The organism is Streptomyces sp. M92, from assembly GCF_028473745.1.
Taxonomy (GTDB): domain Bacteria; phylum Actinomycetota; class Actinomycetes; order Streptomycetales; family Streptomycetaceae; genus Streptomyces.
This window is the reverse complement of the sequence record NZ_CP101137.1, coordinates 3,845,568-3,862,738: the sequence shown is the minus strand read 5'-3', so window position 1 is coordinate 3,862,738 and position 17,171 is coordinate 3,845,568. Positions and strand designations below refer to the sequence as shown.

The following is a 17,171-nucleotide window of genomic DNA, read 5'->3' as shown; positions in this document are numbered from 1 at the left end:
CCACCGCCGCCGGTCAGGCCCTCGGCCGAGGCACAGTCCCGGTCCCGTCCGCACGACCCCACGACCCTTGGAGTGAGCCACACGTGACCGTCATCCAGGAATCCCCGGCGGCTTCGTCCGCCGACGCCGAGGCAGAGGTCCTCGGCCTCTACCGCGCGCATCTGAGCAAGGGCCGGGCCACACTCGCCGAGCTGTTCGGCAGCCACATGGAGGTGGCGTCCGAGGGCGCCTGGCTCACCACCAGCGACGGTGAGCGCTTCCTCAACGCCGGCGGCTACGGCGTGTTCGTCATGGGCGCCCGCCACCCGATCGTGATGGAGGAGGTGGAGCGCCAGCTGCGCACCCACCCCACCGCGACCCGCATCCTGCTGGAGCCCACCGTGGCCCGCGCGGCCGAGGCACTGGTCTCGGTGCTGCCGGCCGGTCTGGACCGGGTGCACTTCGCGCTGTCGGGGGCGGAGGCGGTGGAGACCGGCCTGAAGCTGGCCCGCGCGGGCGGTTTCAAGCGCACGGTCTCCATGCGTGGCGGCTACCACGGCAAGACCCTCGGCGCGCTGTCGGCCACCGCCAAGGAGGTCTACCAGCGGCCGTTCCGCCCGCTGGTGCCGGACTTCCTGCACCTGCCCTTCGGTGACGCCGACGCCCTGCAGGCCGAACTCGCCGCCCACCCGGGCGAGGTGTGCGTCATCCTCGAACCGGTCCAGGGCGAGGGAGGTGTGATCATCCCGCCGAAGGGCTACCTCAAGCGCGTCGAGGAGCTGGTGCGCGAGTACGACGGCTTCCTGATCCTCGACGAGGTGCAGTCCGGCTTCGGCCGGCTCGGCGAGTGGTGGGGCGCCGACATCGATGGCGTCGTCCCGGACGTCCTGCTCGCCGGCAAGGCGCTCGGCGGCGGGGTGATGCCGGTCTCGGCGGCCGTCGCCACCCGCAAGGCCTTCCGTCCCTTCGACAAGGACCCCTACGTCCACACCGCCACCTTCTCCGGCCAGCCGGTGCTGATGGCCGCGGTCCAGGGCGCGATCCGGGCCGTGACGGAGGAGCGCCTGGTCACCAGGGCGCTGGACCTGGGAGCCCGGCTGCTGCCGGCGATCACCGAGATCGCGCGCCGCAACATCCCCGACCTCGTGGTGGACGTGCGCGGCCGGGGCCTGCTGATCGGTGTCGAACTCGTCGAGGCCGGGCTGGCCGGCGAGCTGCTGATCGAACTGTTCAACCACGGCGTGGTCGCCAACCATTCGATGAACGGCAGCTCGGTGGTCCGGTTCACCCCGCCCGCCGTGCTCGGCGACACCGACGTGGACTTCCTCCTCAACTCCTTCGACCTGGCCACCCGCGACCTCGTACGGGGCGCGGCCAAAATGCCGGAAGGCGGTAACCGATCGTGAGGCACGTCGAACTCGATGCCCTGATACCCGCGGAGCAGGCCGAGACGGTCCTGCACGCCGTACGGCGCTGGGAGCGATACCCGGACCTGGCGCCCCACGTCAACGCGACCACGGTGCACTCCGCCTACCCCGACCCCGCCGCCTCCTCCAGCTGGGAGCTGCACTTCCGCAGCGGCCTGCTGCGCTGGACCGAGGACGACACCGTGCTGCCGGAGCAGGGCGAGATCCGCTTCGAGCAGTCCGACGGGGACTTCGACTCCTTCTCCGGGACCTGGTCGGTGACGCAGGACGGCGACGATGTCGCGGTCCGCTTCGACGCCGACTTCGACTTCGGCATCCCGAGTCTGGAGGGCATCCTCGACCCGATCGCCGAGCGGGTCATCAAGGAGACCGTGGCCTGGGCGCTGACCGGGCTGTTCCCCGCCGTGCGCATCAGCGGCGGCATCGAACTCACCCAGTCCGCCGCGGTCGGCGCCTAGCGCATCAGGGAGCTGCTGACCATGGACCAGGCAAACCCGTTCGAGACACCGCGCACGTACTCGCTGCACCGCGCCGAGTACCTCGTGGGCTTCGCCGTCACCACCGGCCTGATGATCGCCCACTTCGACGAGATCCGCTGGCTGCCGGCGATCGCCCTCTTTCTCTACATCGACCTGATCGGCTACATTCCGGGCGCGATCGCGTTCCGGCGCAGCGGCGGGCGGCCGATCCACAAGGCGTACTACGTCCTGTACAACGTGATGCACAGCCTCATCACCCAGGCCGCCGTGGCCGCGCTGTGGTGCTGGCTGGTGAAGCCGGAGTGGGCGCTGCTGGTGCTGCCCTTCCACCTCTTCGGCGACCGCGGGCTGTTCGGCAACTTCATGAAGTCCTTCACGCTGCCCTTCGAGCCGGTCCGCCAGCCCGGCTACCTGCGGCTCCTGGACGACCTGGGTCTGCCCCACCCCAAGCCGGTCGGACATGCCGCGGACCCGGTGCCGGTCGGGCACATCCCGGTCCGCAAGCCGGTGCCGGCGCCGCGGGCGGACGCCGCCGCGGCGCGGGCCACCGGGGCCGGGGAGCCCGCGGCCAGGGAAGCGGAGGCACTGCGATGAGCATCGCGACCGCGACCGGCCCGCGCACCCGCCGGCCCGTCCGCCAGGACCCCGCGGAACGACGCCGGGCGCTCTACCACCTGGCGTCCCCGGTGTCGGTGCTGACCACCGGCCCGGAGAGCCGGATGCACGGCACCACCGCGAGCACGGTCACCCTGGTCTCGCGCGAGCCGCTGCTCGTCGGCGTCGTGCTGCGGGCCGGCTCGTCCTTCGCGCGGCGGGCCGCCGCCGAGGGCCGGTTCGCGATCAACGTGCTGGGCGGTGACCAGGCGGAGGTGGCCCGCCGGTTCGCCGACAGCGGGCGCCCCGACGGCAGCGCCCAGTTCGCGGGCCTGGCCTGGACGGCGGACCCGTACGCGCAGGCTCCGCTCATCGCGGGCGCGCTCGCCCACTACACCTGCCGCTTCCACTCCGCCCACGCCGCGGGCGACAGCGAGCTGCTGCTCGGCCGCGTCGTGCGCGCCCGGGCGGACGAAGGGCTCCCCCTACTGAGCTACGCCGGCCGCCTGCACGCCGGCACCCTGCACCTGGCGAAGGAGGCCGCCGCGTCATGACGCAGTCCAAGGTACTCGTGGCCCCCGAGGCCGACTGGGACAAGGCGCCCGGTCTGCTGGACGGGGCGAAGGAACTCACCCTCGGTCCCGAGGAGTGCGACCTCGCCTACTGGATCACCTCGGTGGCCCAGGGCACGCTGCGCGACCGCGGCGTGACCGGCCACCACGACGACGCGATCGTCCCGGACTTCCTGAAGGAGCCGGGCCCGCTGCGCGAGGCGCTGGTGCTGGAGTTCGGTCTGCGCGGGCTGTCCGAGGAGATAGCCACCCGGCTGCTCGGCCACTACGTGTCGATCGCGCCCGGCATCCCCGAGCTGGAGTTCTACGCCACCCAGTTGCTCGACGAGGCACGGCACGCCCGGGTGTTCCGCAACCACCTGGTGGAGCTGGGCGTCCCGGCCGACACGCTCCTGAAGAGCATCGACGAGATGGCCCGGGACTACCGCGCCCGGGTGCTGGACCCGGTGGTCGACTTCACCCTCGACATCGTCCGGGACCAGGCCGACTTCCCCGGCGGTGTCGCCGTGTTCGCCATCGTCATCGAGGGCGTGCTGGCGCCGGCCGCCGAGCTGAGCGAACGCAAGTGGACCCCCCTGTCCCCGGCCACCGGCGAGATCTCCCGCGGCACCGCGATCGACGAGATCCGCCATCTGACGGTGGCCAGCACCATCCTGCGCGACCACGTGGCCGCGCACCCCGAGTACCGTCCGCGCCTGCTGGAGATCCTGCGGGCCGGCGTGCGGCTGTGGGACGAGATCCCCGACCGGGAGTTCGTGATCCACCGCGAGGAGCTGTTCCAGGAAGGCATGCTCCGGCACGCCGACCGGATCGGCGACTACGAGATCTGGCCCGGCGTGCGGATGCTCGACACCACTCCCGAGCAGCGCTACGACATGGCCGAGCGGTGGACCGACGAGATGGCCGAGGCCCGGATGTCCTACATGGGCCTGCCCCTGGAGGTCCTCAGCGGTCCGGGACCGGAGGCGTGAGCACCCGGCCGGCCGCCGTGGTCTGCGGGATCGGGTCGTACGTCCCGCCCGACGTGGTCACCAACGAGGATCTGGCCCGGCGTCTGGACACCTCGGACGACTGGATCCGCTCGCGCACCGGCATCGCCCGGCGCCGTGTGGTCGCCCCGGGCACGGCAACCAGCGACCTGGCGGTCGAGGCGGGCCAGCGGGCCCTGAAGTCGGCGGGAGACGGGCGGGCGGGCGCGGTGGTGCTGGCCACCACCACCCCGGACCAGCCGTGCCCGGCCACCGCGCCGCAGGTCGCGGCGCGGCTCGGACTCGGCGAGGTGCCCGCCTTCGACGTGGCCGCCGTCTGCTCCGGCTTCCTGTACGGCCTGGCCAGCTCGGCGGGCCTGATCGCCGCCGGGGTGACGGACCGGGTGCTGCTGATCGCCGCGGACGCGTTCACGACGATCATCAACCCCGAGGACCGCGCCACGGCGGTGATCTTCGCGGACGGCGCGGGCGCGGTGCTGCTGCGGGCCGGCTCTCCCGGGGAGCCGGGCGCGGTGGGCCCGCTCGTGCTGGGCAGCGACGGCGGGCTGAGCGATCTGATCGAGGTGCCGGCCGGAGGGTCGCGGCAGCGGTCGTCCGGCCGGGATCCCGCGCCGGAGGACCACTTCTTCCGGATGATGGGCCGCGACACCTACCGGCACGCGGTGGCGCGGATGACCGCGACCTCCACCGAGGCGGCCGAGCGGGCCGGCTGGCGGCCGAGCGACGTCGACCGGTTCGCCGCGCACCAGGCCAACGCCCGCATCCTGGAAGCGGTCTCGGAGCGGCTCGGCATCCCCGCCGAACGGCGGCTGAGCAACATCGCACGGGTCGGCAACACCGGCGCCGCCTCACTGCCGCTGCTGCTGGCCGAGAGCGCGGCCCAGGGACGGCTCACCGCCGGGCACCGGCTGCTGCTGACCGCGTTCGGCGGCGGGCTGTCCTGGGGCGCGACCACGCTGGTCTGGCCCGAGGTAACGACCGTCTGACGTTCCGTCGTAAGCGGGGCCCGGACCGGCCCCTCCCACACGCGCTGTCCGACACAGCGGAGAACGGGCGCTTGCGCCTTCGAGAGAACTGTCGAAAGGAACCGACATGCTGGAGCAGCTCAAGGAAATCCTGTCCAACAAGCTCAAGGTGTCGCCCGAGGCCATCACTCCGGAGGCCACCCGGGAGGACATCGAGCTGGACTCGCTGGCCGTGGTGGAGCTGTCGCTGCTGCTGAAGTCCGAGCTCGGGCTGGACGTCAGCGACGACGATCTGCTGGAGGCGGAAACCGTGGCCGACATGGTCCGGTTGATGGAGGAGCGGAGCGCGAAGGTCTGATGGCCGGAATGGACATCGCCGTCACCGGGCTCGGCCTGGTCACCCCGGGCGGTATCGGGGTCGGGCCGAGCTGGGCGGCGGTCTGCGACGGCAGGCCGGCCGCCGCCCTCGATCCGCTGCTGACGGACAACCCTGTAAGTATCTCCTGCCGGGTGCCCGGCTTCGACCCCGAGCGCCTGCTGAGCGCGCGGCGGGCCCACCGCCTGGACCGGTTCGTCCAGTTCGCGCTGGTCGCCGCGCACGAGGCGGTGGCCGACGCGGGCCTCGATCCGCAGACGTGGGACGGGGCTCGGGTGGGTGTGGTGCTGGGCTGCGCAGACGGCGGCCCGGGTACCGTCGAGGAACAGCACCACGTGCTGCGCGAGCAGGGCGCCGACCGGGTCTCGCCGCTGTTGCTGCCCATGCAGCTGCCGAACATGCTGGCCGGGCAGACGGCCCTCGAGTTCGGGGCGACCGGGCCCAACCTGGTGGTGGCCACCGCCTGCGCCTCGGGCGCGACCGCCATCGGCACGGCCCGGGACCTGCTCGCCCTCGGCCGCTGCGACATCGTCCTCGCGGGCGGCAGCGAGGCCATGGTCACCCCGCTGGTCATGGCCGGCTTCGCCCAGATGGGGGCGCTGTCGAAGCGGCACGACGACCCGGCCTCCGCGTCCCGGCCGTTCGACGCCGACCGGGACGGCTTCGTCGCCGGGGAGGGCGCCGGCATCCTCGTCATGGAACGGGTGGCGGACGCCCGTGCCCGCGGCGCCCACGTGCACGGCCGGATCATCGGCTACGGCGCCACCGCCGACGCCCACCACATGACGTCGCCGCACCCCGACGGCGCGGGCATCGAGGCCGCCGTCCGCGCCGCGCTCGCCGACGCGGGCGCGGACCCGGACGACGTCCAGCACGTCAACGCCCACGGCACGTCGACACCGCTGAACGACCTGGCGGAAGCCCGCATGATCGGCCGGACGCTGCGCGGGGAGCCGCTGGTCACATCCACGAAGGGAGTCACCGGACACCTGCTCGGCGCGGCCGGGGCGGTCGAGGCCGCCTTCACCGTGCTGAGCGTCGAGCACGAACTCGTGCCCCCCATCGCCAACCTCGTCATGCCCGACTCCAGAATCGACATCAAACTCGCCCAGACCGCCACCTACCTGCCCATCGACCTCGCCCTGAGCAACTCCCTGGGCTTCGGCGGCCAGAACACGGCCCTGGCCATCGCCCCGGCCTGAACGGTCCGGGCACGTACCGGCAGCCGCCCCGCGGAGCACCTCCGCCGGGCGGCTGTTCCCGTGCGGCACCCGGCCGCACGGCGCCCGCCCCGCCGGTCCGCGGGCGCGCCCCCCGCCTCACGTCAGGAGTCCACCGTGCACGATCCCCAAGAACTGCTGAAGGACGGGCCGCAGGCCGTACGGCGGCTGGCCCGCCGCCGCCACGACCTCGACCCGGCCGCGCTGGCCGACGCCCTGCGCGAGCGCAACGGCGCGCAGGCGGAGGTGACCCGGCTGCGCACCGAACTGAACCGCACGGCCAAGGCCCGCCGCTCCGGCCCGCCGACCGAGGAGGAGAAGGCGTCCGCCCGGGCGCTGCGGACCGAGGTGCAGCGGGCCGAGGCCGCCGCCCGCACGGCCGCGGCACACCTGACCGAGCTGCTGCTCTCCATCCCCAACATCCCCCTGGACGCGGTCCCGGACGGCGACTCGGAGAAGGAGGCCGTGGAGATACGCCGGGGCGGTCCCGCTCCGCGTCCGGCGGACGGCGCCCGCCACCACGCCGACATCGGGGAGGCCCTCGGCATCCTCGACGGCCCGGCCGCGGCCCGGCTGTCCGGTGCCCGCTTCGCCGTCGCCCGCGGGGCCGGGGCACGACTGGAGCGGGCCCTGCGCGACTTCCTCCTCGACCTGCACACCCGCGAGCACGGCTACACCGAGCAGTCGGTGCCGTTCCTGGTCGACCGCGACACCATGACCGGGACCGGGCAGTTGCCCAAGTTCGAGGACGACCTGTTCCGCACCCGGGTCGGTGAGCGCGAGCTGTTCCTGATCCCCACCGCCGAGGTCCCGCTGACCAACCTGGTGGCCGGCCAGCTCCTCGACTCCCGCTCGCTGCCGCTGGCCTTCACCGCCAGCACGCCGTGCTTCCGGGCGGAGGCCGGGGCGTACGGCCGGGACACCCGCGGCATCCTGCGGCTGCACCAGTTCGAGAAGGTGGAGCTGGTGCGCGTCTGCGCCCCCGAGGACGCCGCCGCGCAGCTCGAACTCATGGTGAACCACGCCGAGGAGTGCCTCAGGCGCCTGGAGCTGGCCCACCGCGTGGTGCTGCTGCCGGCCGCTGACCTCGGGTTCTCCGCCCGGATGACCTACGACGTCGAGGTGTGGCTGCCGGGCAGCGGCTCCTACCGGGAGATCTCCTCGGTCTCCGACTGCGGCACCTTCCAGGCGCGTCGCGCGGACATCCGCGTCAAGCGGCCCGACGGGAGCAGGACCCCGGCGGTCACGCTGAACGGCTCGGCGCTGCCGATCGGCCGCACGGTCGCCGCGCTGCTGGAGCAGGGTGTGCGGGAGGACGGCTCGGTGGTGCTGCCCGAGGCCCTCGTCCCGTACACCGGCTTCCACCGGATCCTGCCGGGCGGGGACACCGCGTAGGCGCCGGCGGACGCCACCGCGAAAGGGGCGGGAGCCGGGTCCGCGACCCGCTCCCGCCCCTTTCTCCGCGCCCGGCCCGGGGCTCAGGCGCCCATCATGTGCACCCCTCCGTCGACGTGCACGATCTCCCCCGTGGTGCGCGGGAAGAAGTCCGACAGCAGGGCGACGACCCCGCGGGCCGCCGGGTCCGGGTCGGCGGGGTCCCAGCCCGCCGGGGCCCGGTGCTCCCAGACCTCGGCGAGGTCGGCGAACCCGGGGATGGACTTGGCGGCCATGGAGCGCAGCGGTCCCGCCGCGACGAGGTTGCAGCGGACGCCGCGACCGCCCAGGTCCCGGGCGAGGTAGCGGCTGGTCGACTCCAGGGCGGCCTTGGCGACGCCCATCCAGTCGTAGCGCGGCCAGGCGACCGCGGCGTCGAAGGTCAGCCCGACCACCGAGCCGCCGCGCCGCTCCATCAGCGGCAGGCAGGCCGTGGTCAGCGACTTCAGGGAGTACGCCGACACGTGCACGGCGGTCGACACGTCGTCCCAGTCGCCGTCCAGGAAGGAGAAGGCGCCCCGCGGCCCGTAGGCGATGGAGTGCACCAGTCCGTCCAGGGTGTCGGTGTGCTCGCGGATCCGGTCCCCGAGGCCGGCCAGTTGCCGCTGGTCGGTGACGTCGAGTTCGAGCACCGGCGCCGGCTTCGGCAGCCGTCCGGCGACGCGCTCGATCAGGGAGAGGCGCCCGAAGCCGGTGAGGAGTACCTCGGCACCCTCCTCCTGGGCGATGCGGGCCGTGTGGAACGCGATGGACGCGTCCGTGACGACCCCGGTCACCAGGATCCGCTTGCCGGCGAGGAGTCCGCTCATGCCCGGGCCACCCCCTCGGGCAGGGCCCGCACCAGCGGGGAGTCGTGACCGAGGGCGCCGAGTGCGGCGGCACCGCCGGGCGAGCCCACGGCGGCGAAGAAGTCGGCGTTGGAGGCGGTGTGGTCGCCCCACTCGGCGGGCACGTCGCCCTCGAAGCAGATCGCCTCGACGGGGCAGACGGGTTCGCAGGCGCCGCAGTCGACGCACTCGTCGGGGTGGATGTACAGGGCCCGGCGGCCCTCGTAGATGCAGTCCACGGGGCACTCGTCGACGCAGGAGCGGTCCTTGACGTCGACGCAGGGCAGCGCGATGACGTAGGCCATCGTCAGCTCCTCTTCGTCACGGGGGTGGTCGGGGGGCCGGGGACGCCGTCGACCGGAGCCCCGGTGGTGCGCTCGCCCAGCAGCAGGACGGTCGCCGCCAGGGCCGCCATCGCCGCGGCGATGACCCCGAACAGGGCACCGGGGCCGTGCGAGTCCAGGACCGGCAGCAGGACGAACGGCAGTGCGGCGGCGCTGAGTTTGGACAGCGAGTAGGCGGCGCCGGACGCGGTGGCGCGGATCGCGGTCGGATACTGCTCGGAGAGGTACACGTGCGAGACGCTGGAGAAGACGTTGCTGCACAGGGTGTAGACGAAGCCGAACGTCACGATGACCGCGGGGGACCCGGCATAGGCGAAGCCGAGGCCGGCCACCATCATCGCCGCCGCGGAGGCCGCGACCAGCGTCCGGCGCTCGAACCGGTCGACGATCGGCAGGGCCAGCGCGGAACCGACCGGGTAGCCCAGGAAGGACAGCGCGGTGAAGCCGATGCCCGCGACGATGCCATAGCCCTTGGCCGCGACGATCTGGGGGGCCAGCGTGCCGAAACCGTAGTAGCCGACCACGGACAGCACGCAGAAGATCCACAGCACCACCGTGCGGCGCCGCATGCCGCGGCCGAACACGTCGCGCACGCGGTGGCGCACCGCGGCCGGTTCCACCGGTCCGGCGGTGTCCGCGGCCACCGGGCGAACCGTCGCGGGACGGTCCGGGTAGGCCTGCTTCTCCATCTCGGCCACCAGCAGCTCGGCCTCCTCGGTGCGGCCCTGGGCGGCCAGCCACCTCGGCGACTCGATCAGCCGACGGCGCAGCACCCACACCACGGCGGAGCCCAGTGACCCGATCACGAACAGCCAGCGCCAGCCATCGATGCCCAGCGGGGACAGGGGCACCAGCCACAGCGCGGCGAAGCCGACGGCGGGCACCCCGCAGAAGGCGACGGTGTAGGCCCAGGCGATGTACCGGCCCCGCCGCTTGGCGGGCAGCACGTCGGCCAGGTAGCAGTCGGACAGCACCTGTTCGGCACCGATGCCGATGCCCGCCAGGAAGCGGGTGACGATCAGCCAGGCCGCGTTCGGCGAGAAGGCGCCCAGCAGGGAGAAACCCGAGTAGATGGCGAGGTTGATCAGGAAGGCCCGGCGCCGGCCGAACCGGTCGGCGACCCGGCCGAGCACCAGCGAGCCGATGAACTGGCCGATGAACACCGAGGCCAGGACGAGCTTGAGCTCGGTCGCTCCGAAGGCGAAGTCGTTCTGGAGCACCTTGGCGATGGTGCCCGAGAGGTTGTTCTCGAATGTGTCGAAGAGCAGACCGATGCCGACGACCATGGTGAGTCTTCGGTGCATCGGGGTGATCGGCATGCGGTCCAGGCGGACCCCGATCGCGGCGGGGGCGGTGACACCGCCCGCCACCGTGGTGGTCTGGGACATGGGGAGGCTCTCCTTGGACTCCTGGTTCTCAGGGACTCCGGTGAGGGAACCGCCCGGGCCGACGGCGGGCCCGGGCGTGCGGCCCGGGGGCCGGGGCTGTGGACGCGTGGGGGGGTGCGGGGCCGTGCAGGACCGGAGTGTGGGGGAGGTCCCGGACCGGCGGTGACCGAGGGGCGCGGGCCGGGTCAGGCCGCCTGGGCCGCCCGGCGCCTGATCTCCTCCTCCACGGTCCCGGCCCGCACCGGCTCACTGACCTCGTACAGGTAGGAGGCGACCTCCCGGTAGGAGGCCCAGAAGCCGACCTCGTGGTACGGCACCCCGCGCTCGGCGCAGTAGGCGCGGGTCAGTTCCCGGGCGCGCGGCAGGTGCTTCTGCGGCATGGCCGGGAAGAGATGGTGCTCGACCTGGTAGTTGAGGCCGCCGTAGAGGAAGTCGACCACCGGGTTCGGGCGGATGTTGCGAGAGGTGAGGACCTGGCGCTCCAGCCAGTCCAGGGTCTCCTCCTCGCCGTCGCGGACGTCCATGCCCTTGTGGTTCGGGGCGAAGATCATGCCGAAGTAGACGCCCAGGGCGGCGTGCTGCACAAGGATGAACGCGACGGCGAGGACCGGCGACAGCACCGTGAAGACCAGGGCGCAGTAGACCGCGGTGCGCAGCACGATCAGGAACGACTCCAGCACGGGCCGCTTGGTCTTGCCCTGGGCGATGGACACCACTGCCGTCCGGAGCATCTTGAAGCCCTCCAGGACGAGCAGCACGAAGAACAGCACGCTCTGGTGGCGCACGACGAACTTCTGCGTACCCCGTCGGCTGGGGTACTGCTTGACGTCGAAGATGACGGTGCGCCGGCCGATGTCCGGGTCCTTGTCCAGGTGGTTGGGGTTGCTGTGGTGCCGGTTGTGATGGTTGACCCACCAGCCGTAGCTGACCCCGTTGACGAGGTTGGCGTGGATGTAGCCGACGGCGGAGGCGGCCTTCTTGCCGCGGAACATGGCCTTGTGTCCGGCGTCGTGCCACATGAACGCCGACTGGCCGCCGCACAGCCCCATCCACAGGGCTGTCAGCAGCTGCCACCAGGAGTCGCCCAGGGCGAAGAACGCGGCGAATCCGATCAGCAGCAGGGTGGTGTTGAGCGCGAGGCGGCCCACGTAGTAGCGCGGGTCGAGGTCGAGGAGACCTTCCGCCTTGACGCGTTTGAGGAGCTCGGCGAACGTCGCCGAGGCGCCGGTGCGCGGACCGGCCGCGGAGGCGGCTGCTGCCCCGGCTTCTTGTGTGTGCGGACGCTGCATGCGTTGCTCTCCTTGGGAGAAGTGCCCCGTTCGGGCGGCGGCGCCGCTGCCCCGCCAACCTGCGGGCGCCGCGAGTCGACAATGCTCCCGCGGGCGGTCGGGAACGCGCGGGCGTGCCCGCCCGGCGGTCCGGTTACGCCGGAGCACAGTGCGGTACTCCGCCGGGGGACCACCGGACGAACACGTGTCCAGCGTGCCGCGCCAGGCTGATGTGCCACTGATGCCGGTCTGATCGGCGGCTGTCGTCAGGCGGCGGACTCGGCGCGCAGCCGGTCGTCGAGCGCCAGGACGGCGGCGTCCGCGTCGCGCGCCACATCCTCGTCGTCGGGCGCGCCGATGACGGCCATCAGCCGCTCGACCACGGTGTGCTGGAGGAGTTCGGTGCTGGTGTCGGGTCCGTTGTCGCTCATCGCTGGTTCTCCTGTTCCGGAAGACGGGTGGTGCGTGAGGGCGGTGCGCAGAGGGCGACCCGCGGCTCGCGGCGACGCCGTGTCCCGCCGCGGGCACGGTCGGTCCGGCGTGCCCCGCCGCGGACGTGACGGGTGATGCCCGGTCAGAAGGCCTTGCAGGCACGGAAGACGTGGGCGAAGGAGGCCAGCGAGGCCCCCGGGCCGTCGAAGGCGACGTACTCCGGGATGACCACGTCCGGAGCCCACTTCTGCTTGTACGACAGCTGGGTCTGCGCCGGGTACAGCGCGGCCCCCTCGGCCCATAGGGCGTGCATCAGCCACTGGAACGCCGGACTGTGGCCGTCGATCTCGTGGCCGGCGTCGAGGCCGGTGAACGGGGTGAAGCCGAAGTGCAGCCACTCGACGCCCTCCGAACGGAACACCTCGACGGCGGTCGCGTTGATGGCCTCCATCAGTCCCGGGGAGCCGTCCGGGACGCGCCGGCTCAGGTCGTGCATCCAGCCCGCCCGGCCGCCGTACACCGGCGAGTAGGAGATGTACGCCACGGGGCTGCCGTCGATGGTGCCGGTGAACAGCCGGCGATGCGCCTGCGCCGGTCCGCCGATCTGGCCGACCAGGAACTCCAGTTGCCGGGCGCCGCCCTTGGCGCCGAGCCAGGCCCGGTCGATGGCGGCGATCGCGTCCTGCCAGTCGTCGGCGGGGACCTCCTGGACGACCAGGCCGTTGCGGCGGGCCCGGGAGATCTTGTTGCGCAGCTGCATGAAGCGGGTGCCGCTCAGTGTGAAGTCGGGCAGGCCGACGGCCCAGGAGGCGCCGACCTGGTTGACGGTGAAGCCGCGGTGGGCGTAGTGCTCGGCGTCGGCGCGCTGAAGCTGGATACCGACCAGGGTGCGGCCCTCGTCGCGGACATGTCGGCGAAAGGCCTCCAGGAGGGGGCCGTAGGCGTCGGGGGCGGCGAAGGGGCCACCGAGCTGAACGGCGAACCGGCCCGTGCGGCGATACACGACGACGCCGTCGGCGCCGGGCAGTGTGAAGACGTCGTTTCCGCTGTTGAGGGCCAGGAACGCGCTGGGATTCTCGCTTGACGTATGGGTGCGTATCGCCTCGAGAATCTGGGTGTCCATGGCGGTCACGGTCATTGTTTTCCCCTTTCGGGAGCGTTTTCCGTCGTCCCGAGTAGAGCACCGGGGACAGGTTCTGGAAAAGACCGGACGAGCATTCTCCGATCGAGTCAGAGAGACGTCAGCGCTTTGTCAGAACCCTCTGCCAATGTTGTTCTCGTGAACGGCACGGGAGACCGGAGGCCGGGAACGAGGAGAGGTGCCCGGAGCGGCTTATCGGGGACCAGGGAGCAATCTCACGGTCGGGCCCACAAAGCCCACGCAGGTTCAAATCCTGCCCTCTCCGCGCAATCGGCCACGCACCAATGGCCACACAAGGAGAGGTGCCCGGAGCGGCCTATCGGGGACCAGAGAGCAATCTCACGGTCGGGCCCACAAAGCCCACGCAGGTTCAAATCCTGCCCTCTCCGCTCGTCGTCCACACCCCGGCACCCGGCTGCCGGCGCGGCCCCGCCCCATCGGCCGCGCGGCCCCGGTGCCGCATGCACCGTCGGTGACCCCCCGCGCCGGCGGACACACGCGCCCCGGTGCGCTGCCCGACACTGGGCGGCGCACCGGGGCGCGGACACGTTCGCATCCACCACCACGCCTTCCGCTTGGCCCCTGACGTCCAGCAAACGCGCAGGTCATCACCCTTGCGGGCCCGGCTCAGATTCGTTCAGCAGAAAAATACCTTCTCAAAGGAATGATTCTGTGCCAGGATGGAGTCGGGAGGAAACCCCGGGACGGAGACCGGCCGGGAGACCGCCATGCGGCCTCGGCGAGACGGACCGCCGTGACCGGCCCCCGACCACTCTCTGCCGCACTGATCGCCAAGGGGGAAACATGCTGAGGTTCTCGATCCTCGGGGCACTGCAGATCCGCACCGCGTCGGGACCGGCCGAGATCTCCGGCGATCTGCAGCGGACTCTGGTCCAGACGCTGCTGGTCAGCGAGGGTCAGTCGGTCTCCGGTGAGGCGCTGGTCGAGGAGATGTGGGGCGAGGGCGCCCCGGACAACCAGGCCAACGCGCTTCAGGCCCACGTCAGCCGGCTGCGTCGCAAGCTGCGCGGCCTGGAGCCCGACCGCACCACCTCGCGCGTCACCATCCACCCCTCGGGCTACCGCCTGACGGTCAACGAGGGGGAGCTGGACGCCGCCGAGTTCGTCAGGACGGTCCGCCAGGCCGAGACCCTCGGCTCGGGCTCACCGGAGGAGGCGGCCCGGTTACTGAGGCAGGCCCTGGCCATGTGGCGGGGGCCGGTCTTCGGCGGCTTCACCGGCGGGACCCTGTGCCAGCTCGCCGGTGCCCGCTACGAGGAGTACCGCATGCGGGCCATGGAGCTCCGCTTCGACGCCGAGCTGAGGCTCGGCCGGCACGCCGCGGTCCTGGCCGAACTCGCCGAGACCCATACGAGCCACCCGCTCAGGGAACGCTTCTGCGAGCAGCTGATGATCGCCTTGTACTGCGCCGGCCGCCAGGCCGACGCCCTGGACGTGTTCCGCCGTATGCGCCGCCACCTCGCTGACGAACTCGGCATCGAGCCCTCCCCCGCGCTGCGGCAGGTCGAGAGCGCCATCCTGTCCCACGACCCGGCCCTCTCCGGTGACGTGCGCGCTCCCCTGCTCCAGCTCACCTGACGCCACCGGTCCCGACGCCGCGTAAGCGGCACGTCAGCCGCCGGTCAGTACTGCTTGGGACGATCCGGACCGGAAGTGGAAACGCCCCCCGACCTTTGGAGAACCACATGACCACGAGCCAGTCGCCGGCCCGCGCCGTGACGACCCAGGGGCGCGCGGAGGCCGCGCGTCCGTTACGTCTCTTCCTCGGCCTCGACGCCGTCGTGACCGGCGGCAACGGCCTCATCTACCTGTTCGCGGCCGGCCCGGTGGGGGACCTGCTCGGCCTCGACACCGGCTTCCTCCGCGGCATCGGCGTGTTCCTCACCATCTACGGCGTGCTGGTCGCCGTGCTGGCCAGCCGCCCGGTGCCGTCCACCGCGGCCACCAAGGCGGTCATCGAGGCGAACCTGCTGTGGGCGGTCGCGAGCGTGGCCGCCGTGGTCTTCGGCTGGCTGGACCCGAACACCGTCGGCACCGTGTGGACCCCGCTCCAGGCGGCCGTCGTCGCGGCCTTCGCCGTGCTCCAGATGAACGGTCTGCGCCGGCTCGGCAACTGACATCCCGTCCCATCAGGGGGAGACATGAGGTCCCACGTCGCGGAACTGGCCGGGATACGCCGCCAGGTGCTGGCCGGCCCGAGTGAGAAGGCGACGGCGGCGCAGCACGCCAAGGGCAAGCTGACCGCGCGCGAGCGGATCAGCCTGCTGCTGGACGACGGCTCGTTCCGCGAGGTCGAGCAGCTGCGCCGGCACCGGGCGACCGGATTCGGCCTGGAGGCCAGGAAGCCGTACACGGACGGTGTGATCACCGGCTGGGGCACGGTCGAGGGCCGCACGGTCTTCGTCTACGCCCACGACTTCCGGATCTTCGGCGGTGCGCTGGGCGAGGCCCACGCCACCAAGATCCACAAGATCATGGACATGGCCATCGCGGCGGGCGCACCGCTGGTCTCCCTCAACGACGGCGCCGGCGCCCGCATCCAGGAAGGCGTCACCGCGCTCGCCGGCTACGGCGGCATCTTCCGGCGCAACACCAGGGCGTCCGGCGTCATCCCGCAGATCTCGGTAATGCTCGGCCCGTGCGCCGGAGGTGCCGCCTACTCCCCCGCACTGACCGACTTCGTGTTCATGGTCCGCGAGACGTCGCAGATGTTCATCACCGGACCGGACGTCGTCAAGGCGGTCACCGGTGAGGAGATCACGCAGAACGGTCTCGGCGGCGCGGACGTGCACGCCGAGACCAGCGGCGTCTGCCACTTCGCCTACGACGACGAGGAGACCTGCATCCAGGAGGTCCGCTACCTCCTGTCCCTGCTCCCACAGAACAACCGGGAGAACCCGCCCGCGGTGCCGTGCGACGACCCGCACGACCGTCGCTGCGACACCCTCGCCGACCTGGTCCCGGCGGACGGCAACCGGCCCTACGACATGGCGGAGGTCATCAAGGAGATCGTCGACGACGGTGAGTTGCTGGAGGTGCACGAGCGCTGGGCCCGCAACATCATCTGCGCGCTGGCCCGTGTCGGCGGGCAGGTGGTGGGCGTCGTCGCCAACCAGCCCCGAGTGCTCGCCGGCGTCCTGGACATCGAGGCCAGCGAGAAAGCCGCCCGCTTCGTGCAGATGTGCGACGCCTTCAGCATCCCGATCGTCACCCTCCTGGACGTTCCCGGGTTCCTGCCCGGTGTCGACCAGGAACACGGCGGCATCATCCGCCACGGCGCCAAACTGCTGTACGCGTACTGCAACGCCACGGTGCCGCGGATCTCCCTGATCCTGCGCAAGGCCTACGGCGGCGCCTACATCGTCATGGACTCCCAGTCCATCGGCGCCGACCTCACCTACGCCTGGCCCACCAACGAGATCGCCGTCATGGGCGCCGAGGGCGCGGCCAACGTCATCTTCCGCCGCCGGATCGCCGAAGCCGAGGACCCCGAAGCCACGCGGGCCGAGCTGGTCAAGGAGTACAAGGCGGAATTGATGCACCCCTACTACGCGGCCGAGCGGGGCCTGGTCGACGACGTCATCGACCCCGCCGACACCCGCCAGGTCCTCATCCACTCACTGGCGATGCTGCGCACCAAGCACGCCGACCACCCCGCCCGCAAGCACGGCAACCCCCCTCAGTGACGGCACGGCCGTCCCACAGTGACGGAGGT

General features: G+C 72.0%; 18 protein-coding genes and 2 pseudogenes. 14 read left to right on the top strand and 6 right to left on the bottom strand.

All coding sequences use genetic code 11. The annotated features are described in order from the left end of the window. Window positions 1–83 precede the first annotated feature (83 nt). The 9 genes from M6G08_RS17545 (at window position 84) to serS (ending at window position 7,996) form a co-directional block, all read left to right on the top strand. Window positions 84–1,385 carry an aspartate aminotransferase family protein gene (locus M6G08_RS17545; protein WP_272588091.1) on the top strand — a complete coding sequence of 434 codons (1,302 nt, stop codon included), beginning with the start codon at window positions 84–86 and terminating at the stop codon, window positions 1,383–1,385. Beyond that, window positions 1,382–1,864, top strand: a complete 483-nt coding sequence (locus M6G08_RS17540; RefSeq protein WP_272588090.1) for a type II toxin-antitoxin system RatA family toxin — start codon at window positions 1,382–1,384, stop codon at window positions 1,862–1,864. The genes M6G08_RS17545 and M6G08_RS17540 overlap by 4 nt, the downstream gene beginning before the upstream one ends. Before the next feature lie 21 nt (window positions 1,865–1,885). Then, complete coding sequence (locus tag M6G08_RS17535; RefSeq protein WP_272588089.1) at window positions 1,886–2,479, top strand: hypothetical protein; 594 nt, start codon at window positions 1,886–1,888, stop codon at window positions 2,477–2,479. Further along, complete coding sequence (locus tag M6G08_RS17530; RefSeq protein ID WP_272588088.1) at window positions 2,476–3,033, top strand: flavin reductase family protein; 558 nt, start codon at window positions 2,476–2,478, stop codon at window positions 3,031–3,033. The genes M6G08_RS17535 and M6G08_RS17530 overlap by 4 nt, the downstream gene beginning before the upstream one ends. Beyond that, window positions 3,030–4,022, top strand: coding sequence for a ferritin family protein (locus tag M6G08_RS17525; protein ID WP_272588087.1), 993 nt, complete (start codon window positions 3,030–3,032; stop codon window positions 4,020–4,022). The genes M6G08_RS17530 and M6G08_RS17525 overlap by 4 nt, the downstream gene beginning before the upstream one ends. Next, window positions 4,019–5,026: a beta-ketoacyl-ACP synthase III gene (locus M6G08_RS17520; RefSeq protein ID WP_272588086.1), complete on the top strand. Its 1,008-nt coding sequence runs from the start codon at window positions 4,019–4,021 to the stop codon at window positions 5,024–5,026. Before M6G08_RS17525 ends, M6G08_RS17520 begins: the two co-directional genes overlap by 4 nt. 106 nt (window positions 5,027–5,132) lie before the next feature. Continuing rightward, entirely contained in the window at window positions 5,133–5,363 is a 231-nt protein-coding gene (locus M6G08_RS17515) for an acyl carrier protein (RefSeq protein ID WP_018888444.1), read from the top strand. Further along, window positions 5,363–6,583 carry a beta-ketoacyl-[acyl-carrier-protein] synthase family protein gene (locus M6G08_RS17510; RefSeq protein ID WP_272588085.1) on the top strand — a complete coding sequence of 407 codons (1,221 nt, stop codon included), beginning with the start codon at window positions 5,363–5,365 and terminating at the stop codon, window positions 6,581–6,583. The genes M6G08_RS17515 and M6G08_RS17510 overlap by 1 nt, the downstream gene beginning before the upstream one ends. Before the next feature lie 135 nt (window positions 6,584–6,718). Beyond that, window positions 6,719–7,996, top strand: a complete 1,278-nt coding sequence (serS, locus tag M6G08_RS17505; RefSeq protein ID WP_272588084.1) for a serine--tRNA ligase — start codon at window positions 6,719–6,721, stop codon at window positions 7,994–7,996. 83 nt (window positions 7,997–8,079) lie between these two features. Here serS and fabI read toward each other — a convergent pair whose 3' ends face one another. From fabI to M6G08_RS17475, 6 genes are all read right to left on the bottom strand, one after another. Continuing rightward, window positions 8,080–8,844, bottom strand: a complete 765-nt coding sequence (fabI, locus tag M6G08_RS17500) for an enoyl-ACP reductase FabI (protein ID WP_272588083.1) — start codon at window positions 8,842–8,844, stop codon at window positions 8,080–8,082. Beyond that, window positions 8,841–9,167: a ferredoxin gene (gene fdxA / locus M6G08_RS17495; RefSeq protein ID WP_272588082.1), complete on the bottom strand. Its 327-nt coding sequence runs from the start codon at window positions 9,165–9,167 to the stop codon at window positions 8,841–8,843. Before fdxA ends, fabI begins: the two co-directional genes overlap by 4 nt. Window positions 9,168–9,169: 2 nt before the next feature. Then, on the bottom strand, window positions 9,170–10,594 hold the full coding sequence (locus M6G08_RS17490) for an MFS transporter (RefSeq protein WP_272588081.1): 1,425 nt from the start codon (window positions 10,592–10,594) through the stop codon (window positions 9,170–9,172). Window positions 10,595–10,779: 185 nt separating this feature from the next. Beyond that, window positions 10,780–11,883, bottom strand: coding sequence for a fatty acid desaturase family protein (locus M6G08_RS17485; protein ID WP_272588080.1), 1,104 nt, complete (start codon window positions 11,881–11,883; stop codon window positions 10,780–10,782). 245 nt (window positions 11,884–12,128) lie between these two features. Then, complete coding sequence (locus M6G08_RS17480; protein WP_272588079.1) at window positions 12,129–12,293, bottom strand: hypothetical protein; 165 nt, start codon at window positions 12,291–12,293, stop codon at window positions 12,129–12,131. Window positions 12,294–12,436: 143 nt separating this feature from the next. Next, window positions 12,437–13,432, bottom strand: a complete 996-nt coding sequence (locus M6G08_RS17475) for a DUF2156 domain-containing protein (RefSeq protein ID WP_272588078.1) — start codon at window positions 13,430–13,432, stop codon at window positions 12,437–12,439. A 175-nt stretch (window positions 13,433–13,607) separates the two neighbouring features. Here M6G08_RS17475 and M6G08_RS17470 point away from each other — a divergent pair. The 5 genes and pseudogenes from M6G08_RS17470 (at window position 13,608) to M6G08_RS17450 (ending at window position 17,142) form a co-directional block, all read left to right on the top strand. Beyond that, a pseudogene (locus M6G08_RS17470) lies at window positions 13,608–13,700 on the top strand. 31 nt (window positions 13,701–13,731) lie between these two features. Beyond that, window positions 13,732–13,824, top strand: a pseudogene (locus M6G08_RS17465). A 415-nt stretch (window positions 13,825–14,239) separates the two neighbouring features. Then, window positions 14,240–15,034, top strand: a complete 795-nt coding sequence (locus M6G08_RS17460; RefSeq protein ID WP_030862306.1) for an AfsR/SARP family transcriptional regulator — start codon at window positions 14,240–14,242, stop codon at window positions 15,032–15,034. Window positions 15,035–15,141: 107 nt separating this feature from the next. Continuing rightward, window positions 15,142–15,573, top strand: coding sequence for a hypothetical protein (locus tag M6G08_RS17455; protein WP_272588077.1), 432 nt, complete (start codon window positions 15,142–15,144; stop codon window positions 15,571–15,573). Window positions 15,574–15,597: 24 nt separating this feature from the next. Then, entirely contained in the window at window positions 15,598–17,142 is a 1,545-nt protein-coding gene (locus M6G08_RS17450) for an acyl-CoA carboxylase subunit beta (RefSeq protein ID WP_272588076.1), read from the top strand. Window positions 17,143–17,171: the final 29 nt, after the last annotated feature.

Excerpts from the sequence above, each read along its gene's own strand:
- M6G08_RS17535 (WP_272588089.1), top strand. The coding sequence starts at position 1,886 with ATGGACCAGGCAAACCCGTTCGAGACACCGCGCACGTACTCGCTGCAC.
- M6G08_RS17530 (WP_272588088.1), top strand. The coding sequence starts at position 2,476 with ATGAGCATCGCGACCGCGACCGGCCCGCGCACCCGCCGGCCCGTCCGC.
- M6G08_RS17525 (WP_272588087.1), top strand. The coding sequence starts at position 3,030 with ATGACGCAGTCCAAGGTACTCGTGGCCCCCGAGGCCGACTGGGACAAG.
- M6G08_RS17515 (WP_018888444.1), top strand. The coding sequence starts at position 5,133 with ATGCTGGAGCAGCTCAAGGAAATCCTGTCCAACAAGCTCAAGGTGTCG.
- M6G08_RS17510 (WP_272588085.1), top strand. The coding sequence starts at position 5,363 with ATGGCCGGAATGGACATCGCCGTCACCGGGCTCGGCCTGGTCACCCCG.
- fabI (WP_272588083.1), bottom strand. The coding sequence starts at position 8,844 with ATGAGCGGACTCCTCGCCGGCAAGCGGATCCTGGTGACCGGGGTCGTC.
- fdxA (WP_272588082.1), bottom strand. The coding sequence starts at position 9,167 with ATGGCCTACGTCATCGCGCTGCCCTGCGTCGACGTCAAGGACCGCTCC.
- M6G08_RS17490 (WP_272588081.1), bottom strand. The coding sequence starts at position 10,594 with ATGTCCCAGACCACCACGGTGGCGGGCGGTGTCACCGCCCCCGCCGCG.
- M6G08_RS17485 (WP_272588080.1), bottom strand. The coding sequence starts at position 11,883 with ATGCAGCGTCCGCACACACAAGAAGCCGGGGCAGCAGCCGCCTCCGCG.
- M6G08_RS17480 (WP_272588079.1), bottom strand. The coding sequence starts at position 12,293 with ATGAGCGACAACGGACCCGACACCAGCACCGAACTCCTCCAGCACACC.
- M6G08_RS17475 (WP_272588078.1), bottom strand. The coding sequence starts at position 13,432 with ATGACCGTGACCGCCATGGACACCCAGATTCTCGAGGCGATACGCACC.
- M6G08_RS17460 (WP_030862306.1), top strand. The coding sequence starts at position 14,240 with ATGCTGAGGTTCTCGATCCTCGGGGCACTGCAGATCCGCACCGCGTCG.
- M6G08_RS17455 (WP_272588077.1), top strand. The coding sequence starts at position 15,142 with ATGACCACGAGCCAGTCGCCGGCCCGCGCCGTGACGACCCAGGGGCGC.
- M6G08_RS17450 (WP_272588076.1), top strand. The coding sequence starts at position 15,598 with ATGAGGTCCCACGTCGCGGAACTGGCCGGGATACGCCGCCAGGTGCTG.